The organism is Mucilaginibacter puniceus, assembly GCF_054783175.1.
In genome coordinates this window covers 696,612-713,026 of record NZ_BAAGRB010000001.1, presented here as the reverse complement: position 1 = coordinate 713,026, position 16,415 = coordinate 696,612, and the positions used below count along the sequence as shown (strand labels likewise).

Below are 16,415 nucleotides of genomic sequence, written 5' to 3'. Positions count from 1 at the left end.
TGTAATGCCGCGGTTTATTCTTTATACAGAGGGGCTCGGATAGACAAAAAATAAACATGGAAATTCTTAGTAATTATATTAACGCCAAATGGGTAACAAGTAAAGAAACCAGTACTACTGATGTGCTGAACCCGGCCACACAAGAAGTACTGGCAAGAGTACCTTACGGAACCGGTACAGCTACAGACGTTGACCAGGCAGTTGCAGCAGCAGCCCAGGCCTACAAGGAATGGAGCCAGGTACCGGTGATGAAAAGGGTACAGCCACTTTACAAGCTAAAACAATTATTGGATGAAAATGCCGAAGACATTGCCCGTACTATATCAGCAGAGAGTGGTAAAACATTAGTTGAGGCACGCGGCGAGGTACAACGCGCCATTGAAAACGTAGAGGTAGCCTGTGGTACACCTATGTTGATACAAAGCGAATTTTCTGAAAATATTGCCGGTGGCGTTGATGAGTTTATGATACGCCAGCCTTTGGGAGTTTGCGCTTGTATAGCACCATTTAACTTCCCTGGGATGATACCTTTTTGGTTTTTGCCTTATGCTATTGCCTGCGGAAATACTTATATCCTTAAACCATCAGAAAAAGTACCATTAACCATGATGAAGGTTTTTAAGTTAATTGAACAAATTGACTTGCCCGCAGGTGTTATTAACCTGGTACATGGCGGTAAAGAAACTGTTGATGCTTTGTTAGATCACCCTGAAGTGAAAGCTATCAGCTTTGTGGGTTCATCAAAAATTGCAAAATACGTTTATGCGCGCGGTGCGGCCAATGGCAAACGTGTACAGGCACAAGGAGGCGCAAAAAACCCGGTAGTGGTATTGCCTGATGCGGATATTGATATGTCTGTACAGATCATTACTGATAGTGTGTACGGCTGTGCCGGCCAGCGTTGTTTAGCAGCATCAAACATTATTACTGTTGGCGATAGTGGCAATATTAAAGAAGCTTTATACGAATCGGCCAAAAAGCGTACAACCGGTTATGGGTTAGACGAAAAAAACGAAATGGGTCCCGTTATCAGTCGCGAAAGCAAATCGCGCGTAGAGAGCCTGATAGCACAAGCCGAAAGCGAAGGCGCAAAAGTTTTATTAGATGGCCGTAAAGCCAGTATTACCGGTTTTGAAAACGGAAACTTCATCAGGCCCACTATTTTAGAAGGTTTGCCTTTAGATGGAGAGGTTATAAAAACTGAAATATTCGGCCCGGTAATGAGCCTGATACAATTAAGTACGGTTGATGAAGCTTTGGATTTCATCAATAACGGACAGTATGGCAATATGGCTTGCTTGTTTACCAACAGCGGTGCCAATGCACGTAAATTCAGGAGTTTGGCCAATGCAGGTAACATCGGTATTAATATTGGTGTTGCTGCCCCTATGGCACAGTTCCCTTTCAGTGGCTGGAAAGAAAGCTTCTTTGGCGACCTGCACGGTCAGGGCCGTCACGCCATCGAATTCTTTACCCAAACAAAAATTGTAATTGAGAGATGGCCAAAAGAGTGGTCTCGTAAATTTTAACCGGCCCCACCCAACCCTCCCCGGAAGGGAGGGCTTTAAAGGTCTCCCCTGCCGGGGAGATTTAGAGGGGGCTTAATATTTATATTATATGTTTAAAAAAGCCTTTTGTCCTGAGTTTAAACTACAGACAAAAATGAACTTTATGGGTATTGACTGTGTGGTTACCGACCTCAGTCATACCATCAGTGCCGACGACCCTACATTTATTGGCCACCAGCGTACGCTGATATGGAACCATCTTTCGCATGAAGAAACGCAAAAGATGGGCTTAACCAAACCACCCTATTCCTACAAAGTGGTTGGCTTTACCATGTGCGATCATTCTAACACCCACGTTGATGCTATCAACCACGTAGTGAACGAGCCTGATGCACGTGCCGTTAATGAACTGCCATTAGAGTGGTTTATGGCGCCGGGAGTTTGGTTTGATTTTTCACATAAAGAACCAAGCAGCTATATCAGCAAAGCTGATATTGAAGATGCTATTGCTAAAACAGGTGTTACCATTAAGCCCCAATCGGTAGTTTTATACTATACCGGCTGGTATAAAAAATGGAAAGACAATTTTGGCTACATCCGCGATTATCCTGGTGTTGACAGGAGCGCTATTGAATACCTGAACGATTTAGGTGCCATTAGCATAGGTGCCGACGCGCCAAGTATTGATAGCTACAACGAGGTGGCAGTAGTAAAAGAACAGCCAGCCCACATTGTATGCCGCGAAAGAGAGATATTAAATATTGAAAATTTAGCACAGGTAGATATGATACCTGCCCATGAGTTTTGGTTTGTTGGTTTACCGCTTAAAATTAAGGGTGGTTCGGGCTCACCATTCAGAGGGGTAGCCATTGTTCCTGAAAATAATATCAAAAAATAATTATGGCTTTACCTAAAGAAATGGATGCCGTTGTACTGAAAGGCGTTCGTGATTTTATCATACAAACTGTACCTGTACCACAGCCGGATGCCGATGAGGTTATCTGCGAAGTGGATACTACCTATATATGCGGAACAGATCCGCACATTATTAATGGCGATTTCCCTAAATTTTGGCCAAGAGAATATCCATTTGTTCCCGGTCATGAGTGGTCTGGTACCATTGTACAATCAGGACCAAAAGCACTTTCATTAGGCTGGAAAGAAGGCGACCGTGTTTGTGGCATTTCGCATTGCGGTTGCGGTTATTGTGCCAATTGCATGAAGGGCCGTTTTAATAACTGCTTGAATTATGGCCATGAAGAACGCGGTCACCGCCAATATGGGCACTATACGCCGGGTGCTTACGCGCAATATATGCGTACATCAGTAAAAAGTATTTATAAGGTGCCCGATTCTATGACCTTAGAATATGCGGCTTGTGTTGATCCATTAAGTATCGCATTATATACCGTTAAACGTTCACGCATGCAGCCGGGCGATGATATACTAATATTGGGTACAGGTCCGCAGGGCTTAATGGCTATACTTTGCGCCAAGGCAATGGGTGCAGGCAGAATACTGGCAGTAGGCAGCGGCGAGCGTTTAAAAAAAGCCCAAGAGTTAGGCGCTATTGGCATTAGCTATAAAGAAGGTGATGTATTGGCAAAAATAAAAGACTTAACTAATGGCCTGGGTGTGCCTGCCGTATTAGAATGTGCCGGTACTGCCGAATCCATAAGAATGGCGTGTTTAGCGGCATCAAAAGGCGGGGTGGTATCATTAATAGGTATTCCGCATGATGAGCCGTCGCTGCCAATAAAAAGGATTGTATTGGACGAGGTGGAACTGATAGGCAACCGTGCCAATCCAAATACCGCTCAGGAAGCTATTGACCTGTTGGTGAACGGCCGTGTTGATTTGAATCCTTTAATGACTCATCGCTTTGCGCTAAAAGATTTTGCAACCGCGCTGGATGTTTTTGAAGGTAGAAAAGAGGGCGCTATTAAAGTAGCTACCAAGCCAAACGGAATGGGCACCAAATAATATTGACAAAAATTTAAAATCAAAACTAATATGAGTAATAAAGTAATGATTGTAAGCGGCGGGGCATCCGGATTAGGATTGGCTGCTGCAGAAAAATTTGCCAAAAACGGATATAACATTGTATTAATAGACATCAATGCCGAAAAAGGTAAACAGGCTGAAGATAAAATAAAAGCCTTAGGTGTTGACGCTGTTTTTTGTTTATGCGATATATCTAACAACGACCAGGTAAAAGCCGCCGCTAAAACCACTAAAGAGCGTTTTGGCCGTGCGGATGTTTTGATAAACAACGCCGGTTTAGAAGTGCGTGGCAGTATTTTACAATGCGAAGAAGATGACTGGACCCGCTTATATGATATCAACCTGAAAGGTATTTATTATATGTCTAAAGCGTTCGCGCCAATGATGATAGAGCAAGGTAAAGGCGCTATTGTAAACACCGGTTCTATATTAGGTTACCGTACCGTTGGCGAGCGTGCTGCGTACTCATCATCAAAAGGAGCAATTGATACGCTAACCCGCAGCATGGCTTTTGATTTGGCTGCAGATAACATACGCGTTAACTGCGTGGTGCCTGGTGCTATTGATACGCCGTTGTTAAGAGGCTCAATCAATGATTCTCCTGACCCTGCCGGGACAGAAGCATTCCTGGGTTCAAAAAGTGTATTTGGACGTATGGGAACATCAGCCGAAGTAGCCAACGTAATGTACTTTTTGGCTTCAGACGAAGCCTCATTTGTAACCGGTGCTGCCTATTTTGTAGATGGCGGCTGGTCTATCATGTAATATTAAAAAATATCGTTTTGGTTCATTTAGAGAATAGAAAATCGTTAATAAATAAAGGAATCACGCACCTGTTAGAGGTAAAGGATTCTGATATAAGATTATTGAATTTATACCAGTGCAGGCACGCGGTTGATAGCTCTATCCATATAGGTGGCGCATCATCTGCCACAATACCCATGGTGAGCCTATTTTACGGCGGCATCATCGACTTAAACATTGAGCAGCCAACGGCAACCGACCAGGATATGTTTGTATTGAGCAAGGGTCACGCGGTAGCAACCTTAGCCTCCATTTATGCTGACCTGGGTTATTTTGACCGCGCTGTATTAAAAAACTCTCGTTCGGTAAACAGCTTGTTGAATGGGCATCCAGGTCCATTATTGCCGGGTGTACACGTAGCTACCGGCCCAATGGGACAAGGTATTGGCGTGGCGCAGGGCTTTGCTATTGCAGGGCAACGTTCGCCTAAGTTTGATGTATACACCGTAACCGGCGATGGCGAATTGCAGGAAGGGCCGGTTTGGGAAACTGTAATGTATGCCGGCTCCAAACGTTTAGATAATTTTTGCGTACTGGTAGACAATAATGGCGGGCAACTGGACATTGTAAGCACACTGCATTTCCCCCACAATAGCTTGGGCGATACTTTCGCCAGTTTTGGATGGCGGGTGTTTGAGGTTGATGCTACTAAATATCATACCGTTCATGCTGCTTTGGCGGAGTTTAAATACGGCAATAGGGATGGCAGGCCAACCGTTATCATTTGTAAAACCACCAAAGGTCACGGCGGGCTTTCTGATTACATGAACACCCATAAGGCTACAATAGCTGCTGATATCTTAGACCAGGAAGATGCGCTACAGATACAACAACGCAATGCACGGGAAAAAGACTTTTTCAAATTCTTTGATCAGTTAGCGGGCGATGATTTGGCAGGTGTAAAAGATTCCATCTTAAAACATGCTGAAAAAATGGGATTCAAAGTTGGCAAGGGTAAACTGGGGATTGTTGAAACTCCTGTAAAAACCAAAAAGGCCCCTGTCCGGGATAAAAAGATAAAATACGAAGCGGTACAATTGCCCAAGGTAGAAAAAGGCCAGTCATACGTGTCAAGCAAGATCATCGAGCTTTCTATGAGGGTTTTTGCGAAGGACAATAGAATATTTTCTGTCGACTCGGATTTGGCATCCACCAGTGGCTTGCAGGCTGGTATTGGCTTTGTAGATAAATACCGCGCGTTAAATGCCGGTGTGGCCGAATCAAACATGATGCTATTGGGCGAAGCCTTTGCCATATTGGGCGGAAATGCCTGGGTAAGTACCTTCTGCCCTTTCTTTGACTGGAAAGTAATGCGCCGTATTGCAGTCGGCCACCAGGAACGTTTGGAGGTTATAGCCGAGAAAAACGGCTGGTTATCTGAAGGGCACGGATTGGATTATACCATGGTTGCTACCGCTGCTGATTTGGAGACCCAATCAAACGGCGCTACGCACATGGGTAATGATGATGTGATGCTGTTTAATGAGGTTGCTCAATTAAAGATCATCAACGTATCATGCCCGCAACAGCTATTGGGCGTGCTTAAATGGATTGCAGAAGGCAATAAAGGAATGATATACCTGCGTATACTCCGGGCACCTTCTATCGCGCTATATGACGCTGATTTTACTTTTGAATTTGGTAAAGCTTATGACGCTAAATACTCAGCAAATGCGCAAGCTACTATAGTTAGCTCGGGCCGTGGAGTATATGAGGCTTTGGATGCCGCTGCTAAATTAGAGGCGCAGGGAATAACTGTTAATGTACTGGATATGCCTACAGTAGATGAGAAAGCTATTGTCGAACTATATCGTTCAGGCAAACCGGTGTTTATTGCCGAGCAAAACAATGGTTATTTGTGGTCGCATTTCAGGAAGGTGTTATTTGAGCAGGAAGCCAGTATCAACACCAAAAACCTGATAGCTATCAATACCACAACCAAAGGCGGATTGCATTATATCCACTCGGGTACCTATAACGAATTGGCCGCGCATTATAATTTAAATGGCGCTAAACTGAGCGAGACGATTTTAAAAACTTTAAAGAAATAATAAGATGACCATTATACATGAATCAGATGTACCTGAGGTACAGCATCCGGGCAGGTCAATGCGTTGGCTGGTTAACGAAGATTCATTACAGGCCAAAAACTTATCGGTTTGCGTAATACGCGTGCAACCGGGCGAAGCCGTAAGGCCGGCACATTCGCATCCGCAAAGCGAGGAACTGATCTATATTATGTCAGGACATGGTAAAGTAATGATTGAAGGTGAAGTTGGAGAAGTGAAGACAGGCTCGGCTATATTATTTGAGCAGGGCAAAGTACATATGCTAAAAAACACCGGCGATGTGGAAATGAAAGTGATATGCTTTTTTGCCCCGGCAACTAATATCGACAACTATAAAATGTTTGAAGAAATTGAATTTCCAGAATAATAATAATTGATTGTTTGTTTTAAGTTCGATTGATTAAGCCCCGATTTCCACGGGGCTTTTTTGTTTGCTGATGATGCTCTTTTATTATTTAAAAAATATTACTTTCATGATTTAAATTTAATGAAGAAAGTCTACATTCTTTTTGTGTTATGTATTATAATTTGTTTTAGTGCAGTCGCTCAAAACACTTATTTACAGTCCATTTATTTAGGATATGCACAAGATTCTAACTGTAAAATATATAAAGATGATGTCGGAAACGCTTACGTCATCATTAACTCAAGATATGATATAAATTTTCATGGACAGTTATATGTAAGACACGGATCTTCGGATTATTCAGTAATAGGCAAGTATAATAGTTCGGGTCAATTGTTATGGTCAAGGTTACTAACGGCAGTTGTTAGTCCCAATATTAATGCTACAGATAGGATTTATGACCTCAAAGTTGACAAAAATCAGAATATATATATATCAGGAGCTGGAGGAGGCATTACGCTTGATGATGGGAAAAATTTAACCGCAGGGACATTCCTGATTAAATTTGATAAAGCGGGCAAGTCACTTTGGGGCATCATATCAGAAAACACAGCTAATGCAGGTAACATGATAGGTGGACCAATTGCATTGGCCAATGATGGAGTTTATTGGAGTTCCATATTTTATGGACAATTAAAAATACAGAATTACACATTAAATAATAATGATCCAAACGGGTTTTCTCCAAATGGTTTTGTAGCAAAAGTAAATTCTAGCGGACAAATTACAGCGATTTACCATGACCCTACAAGGGCATCTATACCTCAAATAATGGTTACTGCTGATAATGATAACGCGGCACTAGTTAGTTTTCGGGGTGATAATACTACAAGAAAAACAGTAATACTTAATACTAATTGTAATGTATTATCAGAGAAGCCGTTTATATTATACGGTGATTTTCCAACAGAACTAAGAAAATATAACAACGGGTATCAAATGCTTACAAATTTGTATGGTCATAATCAAAATGGAGTGTACCATATAGGTTATTATGATTTTAAATTTGATAAAAACCTCAACATGATCGATTCTGTAAAACTGTATTCCAGTACCGGCAGAAAAATTTACGACGGCATCAATAAAAACGACAAAGGCTATTATCTAAATTTACCGGTAGGATTTACCGGGACAGAGTTTGACTGGATATTTATGGATAAAAATTTAAATCAAACTATATTAAAGCCCGAACTTAAAGATCCTAATAGCGGTTTAAGTGCTTTCACCCGAAATTTTGTTAAAATGGAAGGTGACACACTTAATATGCAAATGCGCAGGAATAACACATATTCAACCTCATATACCTTCAACAATCAAAACTACACAGTCTCTTATAATTTACATATGAGTTATTTTTGGGTAAAATACATACTTCAAGACCCAGATTCATGTAAAAAGGTAAAAGTGGAACTGGTGCAAAACGGAAGAGAGGGGACACGGAATGTAAAGCTAAAGTTTAAGCTTCCGGCATCTTGTCCGGCTAGCGAAGATATTGTCATTGATACTAAAATTTTAACAGGTGTTAATGATAATGATATTACATTACCCTCAACCATTGTTATAAAGCAAGGTACTTCAGACACCACAATTAGCATACCTGTTATTGATGATTATTATGTTGAAAATACTGAAAAGTTTGTTTTAGAATTTAAAGCAAGAGCTTTAGCAATTGGTTATGAAGTTGAACCTAATATTTCTTTTACGGTTGAGGATAATGAAAACAGAGCATATGTAATTTCATACACTCCACAACTTACAGAAGGGGGTCCTCCCGGTACAATTAAAGTTAGTTTTCCTGATCATGTTTGGTTTAAGCAAGGATTAAATTTCAACTTTTTAATAGATACTACGGCGCATCAAGCCACACTCGGTGTTGATTATAATCCTATTAATATTTCAATTCCGGCTGATACTAACAGCGTAACTATACCATTAAGCGCAACTATTGATAATGTGCTGGAGGGCAATGAATTTATTAGTGGCAAAATAGTTGCCGATAGCACCAATCTTGGCGCATTTACTTCTGTAAATAATACTATAGAGATAAAGATAATTGATATTGATAATGTACCTGCAAACAGACTTATTGATATATCAGGTATTAATGATGTTTTAGAGAACGGTAAAGCAGATTTTTCATTACAATTAGCATCGCCGTACAAACTACAATCGCCTTTAACTATTAAAATCAATTCAGTTAAATGGTTTTCTTTTTTACAGCAGTCGGCTAATCAGGTTATAATTGATAACGCTAACCCCTCAAAAGTATTTACTATAACCTATCCGGATGATCATGTGATCCGAACAGATAAAAATATAACCATTACATTATCAGCTTCAGATAATTATCTGGGGGCATTTAAATTCAGGCAAAACAATAATATAATTTCAGATACATTACGGCTATTAGCGGTTGACAACGACCTTTCTAAAGCATTTTTTCAATTACAGCCTCAAAAGTTGATCATCAGGGAAGGAAACTCTGACCATTATACTTTAAAACTTCCTGAAGATTACGTAATGGAAAGCAATACTGCTGTTAAATACACTTGGCAGGGTGTAGAAATAAACAATGATAAGCGAATTGACTCTATTATTAATAATGCGGTTTTACCTGCTTTTCAAAACGGGCTTCAAATTCCAATTAAAGTACTTGATGATAATATTGTCAACCCTTATAACTACAGGCAAATTATTTTCAACGCTGACAATACAGACTTTAATACCAGGCCATTTGATATTACCAATATTGTAGATATAGAAATTACTGATGACGAAATCGGAGTATTGACTATTCCAAATGCTTTTACACCTAATGGCGATGGCATAAATGATAGTTGGAAAATAAAAGGACTTATTGAAGGCGCTAGTGTAGATGTCGCTATTTGGGACAGATATGGTTCGTTAGTTTACAAAAATTTAAAATATTTTCCGTGGGATGGCTTTTATAATGGCAACCAGCTTCCATCAGGAACTTATTATTACACTATCACAAATAATGGGAAGAAACTCGCTTCTGGCAGTGTAACTATTATCAGATAACAATATGCGTATATACTTCATATCCTTGTTGCTAAGTACCGGCATTGCTTTTAAATACTTGAAACGGCATTTTCAGATACTGATGCTTTACTTTTCATATAAGGAATATAATATTTTTCATAGAACTGCTTTTTTGAATCCCGGTAAGAACTTACAGCACCTATCCTACTCAAAAACTTAATGTAGTACCAGGCCATATCTATCTGACCAGGTTTAAACCCACTCCTTGCACTGGTCGGAAATAGATGGTGGTTGTTATGCCATTCCCCGGCTACAATACCATACGCTACTTGGTTAATAGATCGGTCTTTGGAATTAAAATCAATTCCATCTCGTTGCAAGTTTCCACCAAACGAATGACCATCATGATTGAAATTGCGAACTAAAACCAGCCAAACTCCTGTTGTTGCCCACAAGCAGAATAACATAGATATACCTCCTATTAAGTAAAAAATGAGGCTCCAAAATGACCAGTTAAGCAACCATGATAACATGGCTTTCCAGGGATTAGTATATGTTCCCCAACGAAGATATTGCTCATAGGTATTTCCGGGAACTCCAGTATGTTTCATTAAACGTTTAATCTTATTATAAGCCCCCTCATCAAGATCCTGGACAATGTGCTGATGATTTACTATGGCTAATAAACAATAAAAAAACCCACACTCTGCGTTATAAGGATCACCGGGTTGATCTGGTTTAAAATGATGCACATGGTGAGATATTGTATAGCTTTCTTCAGAAAGCACCCTAAGGGCTAAATTTTGAGTAATTATCCGCCAAAAAGCATTTCGAAACTTATAGGCCTGGTGCGTGCAATAACGATGATACCACACAGTTTGATGTATACTCAACACAAATACACCTAAAATAAGGGCTATTAAGGTTAACCAACTCAAAAACTTGAAAATAAAAATTATAAAGCAAAACTGGGTTAATACTGTCACTATAAAATCGAAAAAAGCAAGCCAGTTTTTAGGGGACTTAAAGATGTTGATATTATAAAAATATTCACCAAAAAGCTGCTTTAAAGTAGGTTTAACAACCTTACCTTTTTCATTTTGCCATCCGTATCTGGGGGGCCTTAACACATCATCTAAAAAAGGCATATTTATGCTCAATGGTTACTTGCTAATTCAAACAAATATAAAATTTATTCACAAGCCTTTCATAAGCACCGTATACAACATGCTTTTAATTTGATTGCCAAACCCTACTACTAGGTAATATGTCTATCTTGCGCCGAGGATGGAATACATTGAAATATTTAAAGAATGGGTAATTACCCTGGGCGAAAAACATGGGGTTGACCCTTTAATATTGGGCTCATTATACTTGATTAGTAAAGTATGCTTCTTCACCAGTTTAGGGTGGGTATTTAAAAATATCAGGACAAAAAAGTCGGTAATTACACCATTATTAATTGCTTGCGTTTTCTTTAGCATTCCCTATACCTACATAATTATTGCAGGGCGCAATATCTCGTGGTGGGTATATGTATTTATCATTTTCATGTTTTTTTACGGTATTTACTCCCTTTGGAAAAAAGTTACGGTTAAGCCCAAAGTGTAACTTAATATTAGCTTAATACACAGCGCATTATAAATGTCATAATAAACAATTAACTTGTATTTAACGTTTAGATTACGTAGATTTAATATACCAATTATATTTAATGCGCTACTTAAAGTTAATTTGTTTAAGCATTGCCTTATGGGTAATGAGCATATCCGGCTACTGCCAGGATGTGAATAAACAGGTATGCTTTGAATTTTATGATAAAGTTTTTAATCTGCAGTTTGATAAGTCTATAATTATTGATGCACCGGATAGCTTATCAGCCCAATCCGTTAAACAATTTTATAGTAAAATAAGTGCCGGTAATTATCAGCCTATCGTTGATTCATTAACCAATTATAGAAACAAGCACCAACTTAATGATTGGCTTTATTACCAACTGGTACGTAAAGTTGCCCAGCAAATAAGCCCTAAGGCTGTTAATTACGATAGGTACACGCTGTATAAATGGTTTTTAATGACCAAATCGGGCTATGATGCGCGGTTGGCCATAGCCAATAAAAGCATGGTATTTTATGTTTTAAATGAGGAAGATGTTTCTGACCTGCCGTACTTTATTATTGACAAAAAAAAATACACCACTTTAAACTACCATGATCTGGGTAATATGGATCTGCATAAATATCTTCCTATACCTGTTAATATTACCGTACCTGATGCGGTAAAACCATTTTCATATAAAGTAACAAGGATGCCCGATTTTAAACCGGAGGACTATTATACCAAACAGATCAACTTTGATTATAAAAACAAGAGCTATAATTTTAGCATAAGGCTAAACGCTGATGTGGACAGAATATTTACTAATTACCCTGTAGTAGATTATGAGTCTTATTTTAATATCCCCCTTAGTAAGGAAACTTATAACTCCATTGTACCCTTCCTGGCTAAAAATGTAAAGGGCATGAGCCAAAAAGATGGAGTTGATTACCTGATGCGTTTTACCCGTTATGCCTTTTTATATGAAGATGACGAACGTAATTTCGGTAAAGAAAAACGCCTGTCGCCTGAAAGAACATTAAGTTCGGAATATAGTGATTGCGATGACCGTGCCGCCTTATTTTTTTACCTGGTAAAAGAAATTTATGATCTGCCAATGATAGCTGTTTTATACCCTACCCATATAAACATTGCTGTACAATTTAATAAGCCTATAGGCCAGCAAATAGTTTATAATGGCAAAAGCTATTCGGTATGCGAGCCAACGCCGCAGTTAAAGGACCTTGGCATTGGCCAGCTATCAAGCAACCTTAAAAATTCCTCATACCAAATTGTATATAATTACGATCCGATTAACAGGTAACACTGTTTATCAATTATATACAAAATTTGGAGTAAAGTATCTTTTAAAGTAAAGAGTATCTTTTAGTTCGGGGTGGTTCATGGCCTGCCTTATTATTTGAGCCTCCAGTAACCATCGCGATTGATCAGCGCGCTTTCCGGGCTCGCGGTTTACTCCCTTTACATAACCTGCTACAGGTTTGTAAGCCACCATTAAACATGTAGGGCAGCCTTGAATAACCAACACCTTACCCGCTGCAATATCCTCTGCCTTTAAATAGAAGCTATTACCGGTCATTGGCGCTTTAACAAATATTTTTGTAGAGTGGCTCTCTGTTTGATATTCATCCCAAAACAACCGATACTGGCCTGCAAATAGTGCCATGTCTTGCTCATTCACATCTGCATTCTCTGTAAATAACGATTGGCATTGGCCGTTTACCGGGCAAGCGGTTAAATTGTTGTCATCGGGAATAGTAATGGTTTGTTTGGTACATGATGCTATTGATAACATCAAGGCAGGTGCAATCAGGATTAGTTTTGATAAAGTTTTCATAGCGTGTTTTTTTATATCATTACGCCTTAATTAACTTCAATGCTACAAAATTGCATGTTATCATTATGTTAACAATCACAATCTTTGATTTTAATTTAATGGTTCGACAACTTAATATATCTTTGGGCACAATTTATAAACGCATACAATGGCAAAAGCATCTGAAATTAAAGTTGGGAACATATTACGTTTCAATGGCGAACTGGTAACTGTTACCGAAGTGTTGCACCGTACACCGGGTAAAGGCGGCGCTTTTTATTTAGATAAGTTTCGTAATATTAAAACAGGCAAAATTGTAGAGGCCCGTTTAGCTACAGACGAGCAGGTAGAAATTTGCCGTGTAGAAACCAACGATTACCAATATTTATATGAAGAAGGTGATAATATGGTGGTAATGAATAATACCACTTATGATCAATTCAGCATACCAAAATCTTTGTTTGGCCCCTCTGTTAAATTTTTAAAAGAGAACATGGATGTAATAGTTTCTTTTGAAAGCGAAGAACCGATAATGGCTCAGGCACCAAATTTTGTGGAACTGGAAATTACCTATGCCGAACCTGCCGTTAAAGGCGATACATCATCGGGCGCATTAAAAACCGCTACAACCGAAAATGGTATTGAAATAAAAGTGCCGCTATTTGTAAACGTAGGCGATAAAATAAAAGTAGATACCCGCACCGGCGAATACGTTGAACGTGTAAAATAGATCGACATAAAATTTATGTAAGCCCCGCATTTCTGCGGGGCTTTTTTTTGCTTAAAAATTAGATTGTCATTACAATGAAACTATTAATCATTTCACTTGTCTGTAAGTAGTATTCAAAACCAGTCTCTTACAACTTTACGTACTTATCTTATTAGTTTATTAGCTGCTATGTATGATTTCAGAAACAAAAAGACTCGATGTAGTAAGAAAATTTAACGAACTTGATTTTAAGAATAACCGGGAATTAAATGACCTGGTTACACTTGCATCAGAGATATGCCAGGTTCCTATTGCCATGATTACTTTAATGGGCGAAGAAATTCAATGGATAAAATCTGTATTAGGTGTAGATATATCTGAAAACACACGAGAAAACTCATTTTGTAAACACCTGATCAACACCAATGAGGCCATGGTGATACCGGATACCTTGGCTGATGAACGTTTTAAAAACCATCCTTTAGTTGAAAGCGAATACGGTGTACGCTTTTATGCAGGCGCACCTTTAATCACCAATGATGGCTATCACCTTGGATCAATTTGTGTATTTGACCAAACCCCGCAAGATTTTACCGATCGTCAAAAACAAATGTTAACTATCTTATCAAAGCAAGTAATGAACTTACTGGAGTTGGAAATGAATTTGTTAGTGGTTAAAAATCAACAGATCGAAATAGCAAATTCTGAGAGTAAGATAAGGGCGTTTTTTAACAGCTCGTCATCCTGCTATTTATTGTTAGGAAAAGATTTTGAAATACTACACTTTAACAAATCTGTATTTAATTTCTTTAAACAAACAAGCGGGAAAAATATTAAAAACGGAAAAAACTTTCTCAATTTTATTAATGCTGGTTATGAAGCAACTTTTATTAACGACTTTAAATTAGCAAAATCTGGCAAAAGCGTTAACCGTGAAATTTTGGTTAATTATGATAACCAAACATCCATTTGGTGGAACATATTATTGGACCCCGTAAAAAATGACGAAGGTGAAATTTTTAGTATAAGCCTTAACGCCACTAATATCAATGAAAAGAAACAACACCTTGCCGAAATAACAGCTCAAAACGAGTCGCTTTTAAGTATCGCCTACATACAGTCACATGAATACCGCAGACCAGTAGCATCCATACTTGGGTTAATGAATGTGATTAAAGAATATGATTATGAATTTGATAAAGATTGTTTGACTATGATGGAAAGTGCTGTAAATGAACTTGATGAAAAAATAAATGGAGTAGTTCTATCCGTGCAATCGATCGTTCCAAACACTGCTAATTAATTTCTTTGAACCATCACCGCTACTTTATGCATTTTGTATAATATTGTAAATATTTGCATTAATGTTTAACTGGATACTTCATCATTTACTACCCTGCCCTTTTAAATACCTAACCGGTATTGATTGTCCGGGGTGCGGTTTTCAACGGTCGGTAATTGAGCTATTTCAGGGGAATTTAAAAAAAAGCTTTTTACTATATCCACCGGCTATACCCATATTGATGCTCTTGATTTACTACCTACTTGCCTTAATTTTAAAATCAAAGCAACAAAAAAGCATACCGCTAAAGCCCTTATTAATTATTGTTGCATTAATAATAATGTTCAGTTACACTATTAAAATGCTGGGTTATGCCAATGTTATATAACTTGTTCGGCAGCTATGGTATGGTTATAATCTCTAACCAGGGTATTTAAAAACATTACATCGTCCATGTCGGTTTTAATATTTAACAACTCCTTTATTTTAGTCGCGGCAACAGCCAATATATCGTAATTGCCAAACTTTATATAATTGGACAGTACCTCATGTATCAATATAATGTCTCTGTCCTTTAGTTGAGAAACTTCAGTAAAAACAGGTTTATAATTTTCGTCAGGCGGGGTAAATGCTATAGCCTCTATTTGTGTACGCGATGTTGTTTTAATAAGCGTTGTGCCCGCAACCATATCGCCCACGCGCTGGCTATTTTTACTTACAGAGGTTGATATCACCGCACAAAGGCCGCTGGTTAGGCTAAAATCCACTATCCTGAATAGCCAGCGCAGCATATACTGGCCTATAGTAGGCTGGCTCCCATCAAGGCTTATCACTTTTATTTTCATCACACGCTTGCCAACACTTTGGCCGTTCATGAAAATCTCGCATATCAAGTCGTAAAAAATAAATATCGCAAACCAAATCATCACTATAATAATTATAAAGGTTCTGTTACCGCCACTAATAAAAGCAGAGGAAATGGAAAGTGCTATAAATACCAATACAAAAATAGCTCCATCAATAAGGTAAGCCAATATGCGCTCGCCCACGCCGGCAATCTCATAATCAATATCAATATTTTGTGATGTAGTTATACGGATGGTTTGCATGTGATAAAATTTATTTACTGAATATTCAACAATTAATTGAATGATACAAATTTTGTAATTAAATTAACCCAATAATACCAACCTTGCC

15 protein-coding genes are annotated in these 16,415 nt (G+C 38.6%); 12 read left to right on the top strand and 3 right to left on the bottom strand.

Annotated features, from left to right (window positions below; all coding sequences use genetic code 11):
- Positions 1-56: 56 nt before the first annotated feature.
- From ACYVJ6_RS03360 to ACYVJ6_RS03330, 7 genes are all read left to right on the top strand, one after another.
- On the top strand, positions 57-1,529 hold the full coding sequence (locus ACYVJ6_RS03360) for a CoA-acylating methylmalonate-semialdehyde dehydrogenase (RefSeq protein ID WP_460692614.1): 1,473 nt from the start codon (positions 57-59) through the stop codon (positions 1,527-1,529).
- A gap of 88 nt (positions 1,530-1,617) precedes the next feature.
- Positions 1,618-2,406, top strand: coding sequence for a cyclase family protein (locus ACYVJ6_RS03355; protein WP_460692613.1), 789 nt, complete (start codon positions 1,618-1,620; stop codon positions 2,404-2,406).
- Positions 2,407-2,408: 2 nt separating this feature from the next.
- A complete protein-coding gene (locus ACYVJ6_RS03350) occupies positions 2,409-3,491 on the top strand; it encodes a zinc-dependent alcohol dehydrogenase (protein ID WP_460692612.1) in 1,083 nt (360 codons plus the stop codon).
- A 30-nt stretch (positions 3,492-3,521) separates the two neighbouring features.
- The gene (locus tag ACYVJ6_RS03345; RefSeq protein WP_460692611.1) at positions 3,522-4,277 is read left to right on the top strand and encodes an SDR family NAD(P)-dependent oxidoreductase; all 756 of its coding nucleotides are present in this window, start codon (positions 3,522-3,524) and stop codon (positions 4,275-4,277) included.
- A gap of 101 nt (positions 4,278-4,378) precedes the next feature.
- A complete protein-coding gene (locus ACYVJ6_RS03340) occupies positions 4,379-6,367 on the top strand; it encodes a transketolase C-terminal domain-containing protein (protein ID WP_460692610.1) in 1,989 nt (662 codons plus the stop codon).
- 4 nt (positions 6,368-6,371) lie between these two features.
- Positions 6,372-6,752 (top strand): cupin domain-containing protein, encoded by a 381-nt coding sequence (locus ACYVJ6_RS03335; RefSeq protein WP_460692609.1) that lies wholly within the window; start codon positions 6,372-6,374, stop codon positions 6,750-6,752.
- A 60-nt stretch (positions 6,753-6,812) separates the two neighbouring features.
- On the top strand, positions 6,813-9,833 hold the full coding sequence (locus tag ACYVJ6_RS03330) for a T9SS type B sorting domain-containing protein (protein ID WP_460692608.1): 3,021 nt from the start codon (positions 6,813-6,815) through the stop codon (positions 9,831-9,833).
- A gap of 50 nt (positions 9,834-9,883) precedes the next feature.
- Here the strand turns inward: ACYVJ6_RS03330 and ACYVJ6_RS03325 are convergent, their stop codons facing one another.
- Positions 9,884-10,942 (bottom strand): fatty acid desaturase, encoded by a 1,059-nt coding sequence (locus ACYVJ6_RS03325; RefSeq protein ID WP_460692607.1) that lies wholly within the window; start codon positions 10,940-10,942, stop codon positions 9,884-9,886.
- Between the two features lie 139 nt (positions 10,943-11,081).
- Here ACYVJ6_RS03325 and ACYVJ6_RS03320 point away from each other — a divergent pair, with 139 nt between their 5' ends.
- Both ACYVJ6_RS03320 and ACYVJ6_RS03315 read left to right on the top strand, forming a co-directional pair.
- Positions 11,082-11,405 (top strand): hypothetical protein, encoded by a 324-nt coding sequence (locus ACYVJ6_RS03320; RefSeq protein WP_460692606.1) that lies wholly within the window; start codon positions 11,082-11,084, stop codon positions 11,403-11,405.
- Positions 11,406-11,508: 103 nt separating this feature from the next.
- Positions 11,509-12,714, top strand: coding sequence for a hypothetical protein (locus tag ACYVJ6_RS03315; RefSeq protein WP_460692605.1), 1,206 nt, complete (start codon positions 11,509-11,511; stop codon positions 12,712-12,714).
- A gap of 9 nt (positions 12,715-12,723) precedes the next feature.
- On the opposite strand, the gene ACYVJ6_RS03310 is transcribed toward ACYVJ6_RS03315, so the two are convergent.
- Positions 12,724-13,248 (bottom strand): hypothetical protein, encoded by a 525-nt coding sequence (locus ACYVJ6_RS03310; protein ID WP_460692604.1) that lies wholly within the window; start codon positions 13,246-13,248, stop codon positions 12,724-12,726.
- 148 nt (positions 13,249-13,396) lie between these two features.
- On the opposite strand from ACYVJ6_RS03310, the gene efp reads away from it, so the two are divergent.
- The 3 genes from efp to ACYVJ6_RS03295 all read left to right on the top strand — a co-directional run bounded on the left by efp (position 13,397) and on the right by ACYVJ6_RS03295 (position 15,606).
- Positions 13,397-13,957, top strand: coding sequence for an elongation factor P (efp, locus tag ACYVJ6_RS03305; RefSeq protein ID WP_460692603.1), 561 nt, complete (start codon positions 13,397-13,399; stop codon positions 13,955-13,957).
- A gap of 172 nt (positions 13,958-14,129) precedes the next feature.
- Positions 14,130-15,239 (top strand): GAF domain-containing protein, encoded by a 1,110-nt coding sequence (locus ACYVJ6_RS03300; protein ID WP_460692602.1) that lies wholly within the window; start codon positions 14,130-14,132, stop codon positions 15,237-15,239.
- Between the two features lie 61 nt (positions 15,240-15,300).
- Positions 15,301-15,606: a DUF2752 domain-containing protein gene (locus tag ACYVJ6_RS03295; RefSeq protein ID WP_460692601.1), complete on the top strand. Its 306-nt coding sequence runs from the start codon at positions 15,301-15,303 to the stop codon at positions 15,604-15,606.
- On the opposite strand, the gene ACYVJ6_RS03290 is transcribed toward ACYVJ6_RS03295, so the two are convergent.
- Positions 15,599-16,327 carry an RDD family protein gene (locus ACYVJ6_RS03290; protein WP_460692600.1) on the bottom strand — a complete coding sequence of 243 codons (729 nt, stop codon included), beginning with the start codon at positions 16,325-16,327 and terminating at the stop codon, positions 15,599-15,601. The genes ACYVJ6_RS03295 and ACYVJ6_RS03290 overlap by 8 nt on opposite strands.
- Positions 16,328-16,415 lie beyond the last annotated feature (88 nt).

Excerpts from the sequence above, each read along its gene's own strand:
- ACYVJ6_RS03360 (WP_460692614.1), top strand. The coding sequence starts at position 57 with ATGGAAATTCTTAGTAATTATATTAACGCCAAATGGGTAACAAGTAAA.
- ACYVJ6_RS03355 (WP_460692613.1), top strand. The coding sequence starts at position 1,618 with ATGTTTAAAAAAGCCTTTTGTCCTGAGTTTAAACTACAGACAAAAATG.
- ACYVJ6_RS03350 (WP_460692612.1), top strand. The coding sequence starts at position 2,409 with ATGGCTTTACCTAAAGAAATGGATGCCGTTGTACTGAAAGGCGTTCGT.
- ACYVJ6_RS03345 (WP_460692611.1), top strand. The coding sequence starts at position 3,522 with ATGAGTAATAAAGTAATGATTGTAAGCGGCGGGGCATCCGGATTAGGA.
- ACYVJ6_RS03335 (WP_460692609.1), top strand. The coding sequence starts at position 6,372 with ATGACCATTATACATGAATCAGATGTACCTGAGGTACAGCATCCGGGC.
- ACYVJ6_RS03325 (WP_460692607.1), bottom strand. The coding sequence starts at position 10,942 with ATGCCTTTTTTAGATGATGTGTTAAGGCCCCCCAGATACGGATGGCAA.
- ACYVJ6_RS03320 (WP_460692606.1), top strand. The coding sequence starts at position 11,082 with ATGGAATACATTGAAATATTTAAAGAATGGGTAATTACCCTGGGCGAA.
- ACYVJ6_RS03315 (WP_460692605.1), top strand. The coding sequence starts at position 11,509 with ATGCGCTACTTAAAGTTAATTTGTTTAAGCATTGCCTTATGGGTAATG.
- ACYVJ6_RS03310 (WP_460692604.1), bottom strand. The coding sequence starts at position 13,248 with ATGAAAACTTTATCAAAACTAATCCTGATTGCACCTGCCTTGATGTTA.
- efp (WP_460692603.1), top strand. The coding sequence starts at position 13,397 with ATGGCAAAAGCATCTGAAATTAAAGTTGGGAACATATTACGTTTCAAT.
- ACYVJ6_RS03300 (WP_460692602.1), top strand. The coding sequence starts at position 14,130 with ATGATTTCAGAAACAAAAAGACTCGATGTAGTAAGAAAATTTAACGAA.
- ACYVJ6_RS03295 (WP_460692601.1), top strand. The coding sequence starts at position 15,301 with ATGTTTAACTGGATACTTCATCATTTACTACCCTGCCCTTTTAAATAC.
- ACYVJ6_RS03290 (WP_460692600.1), bottom strand. The coding sequence starts at position 16,327 with ATGCAAACCATCCGTATAACTACATCACAAAATATTGATATTGATTAT.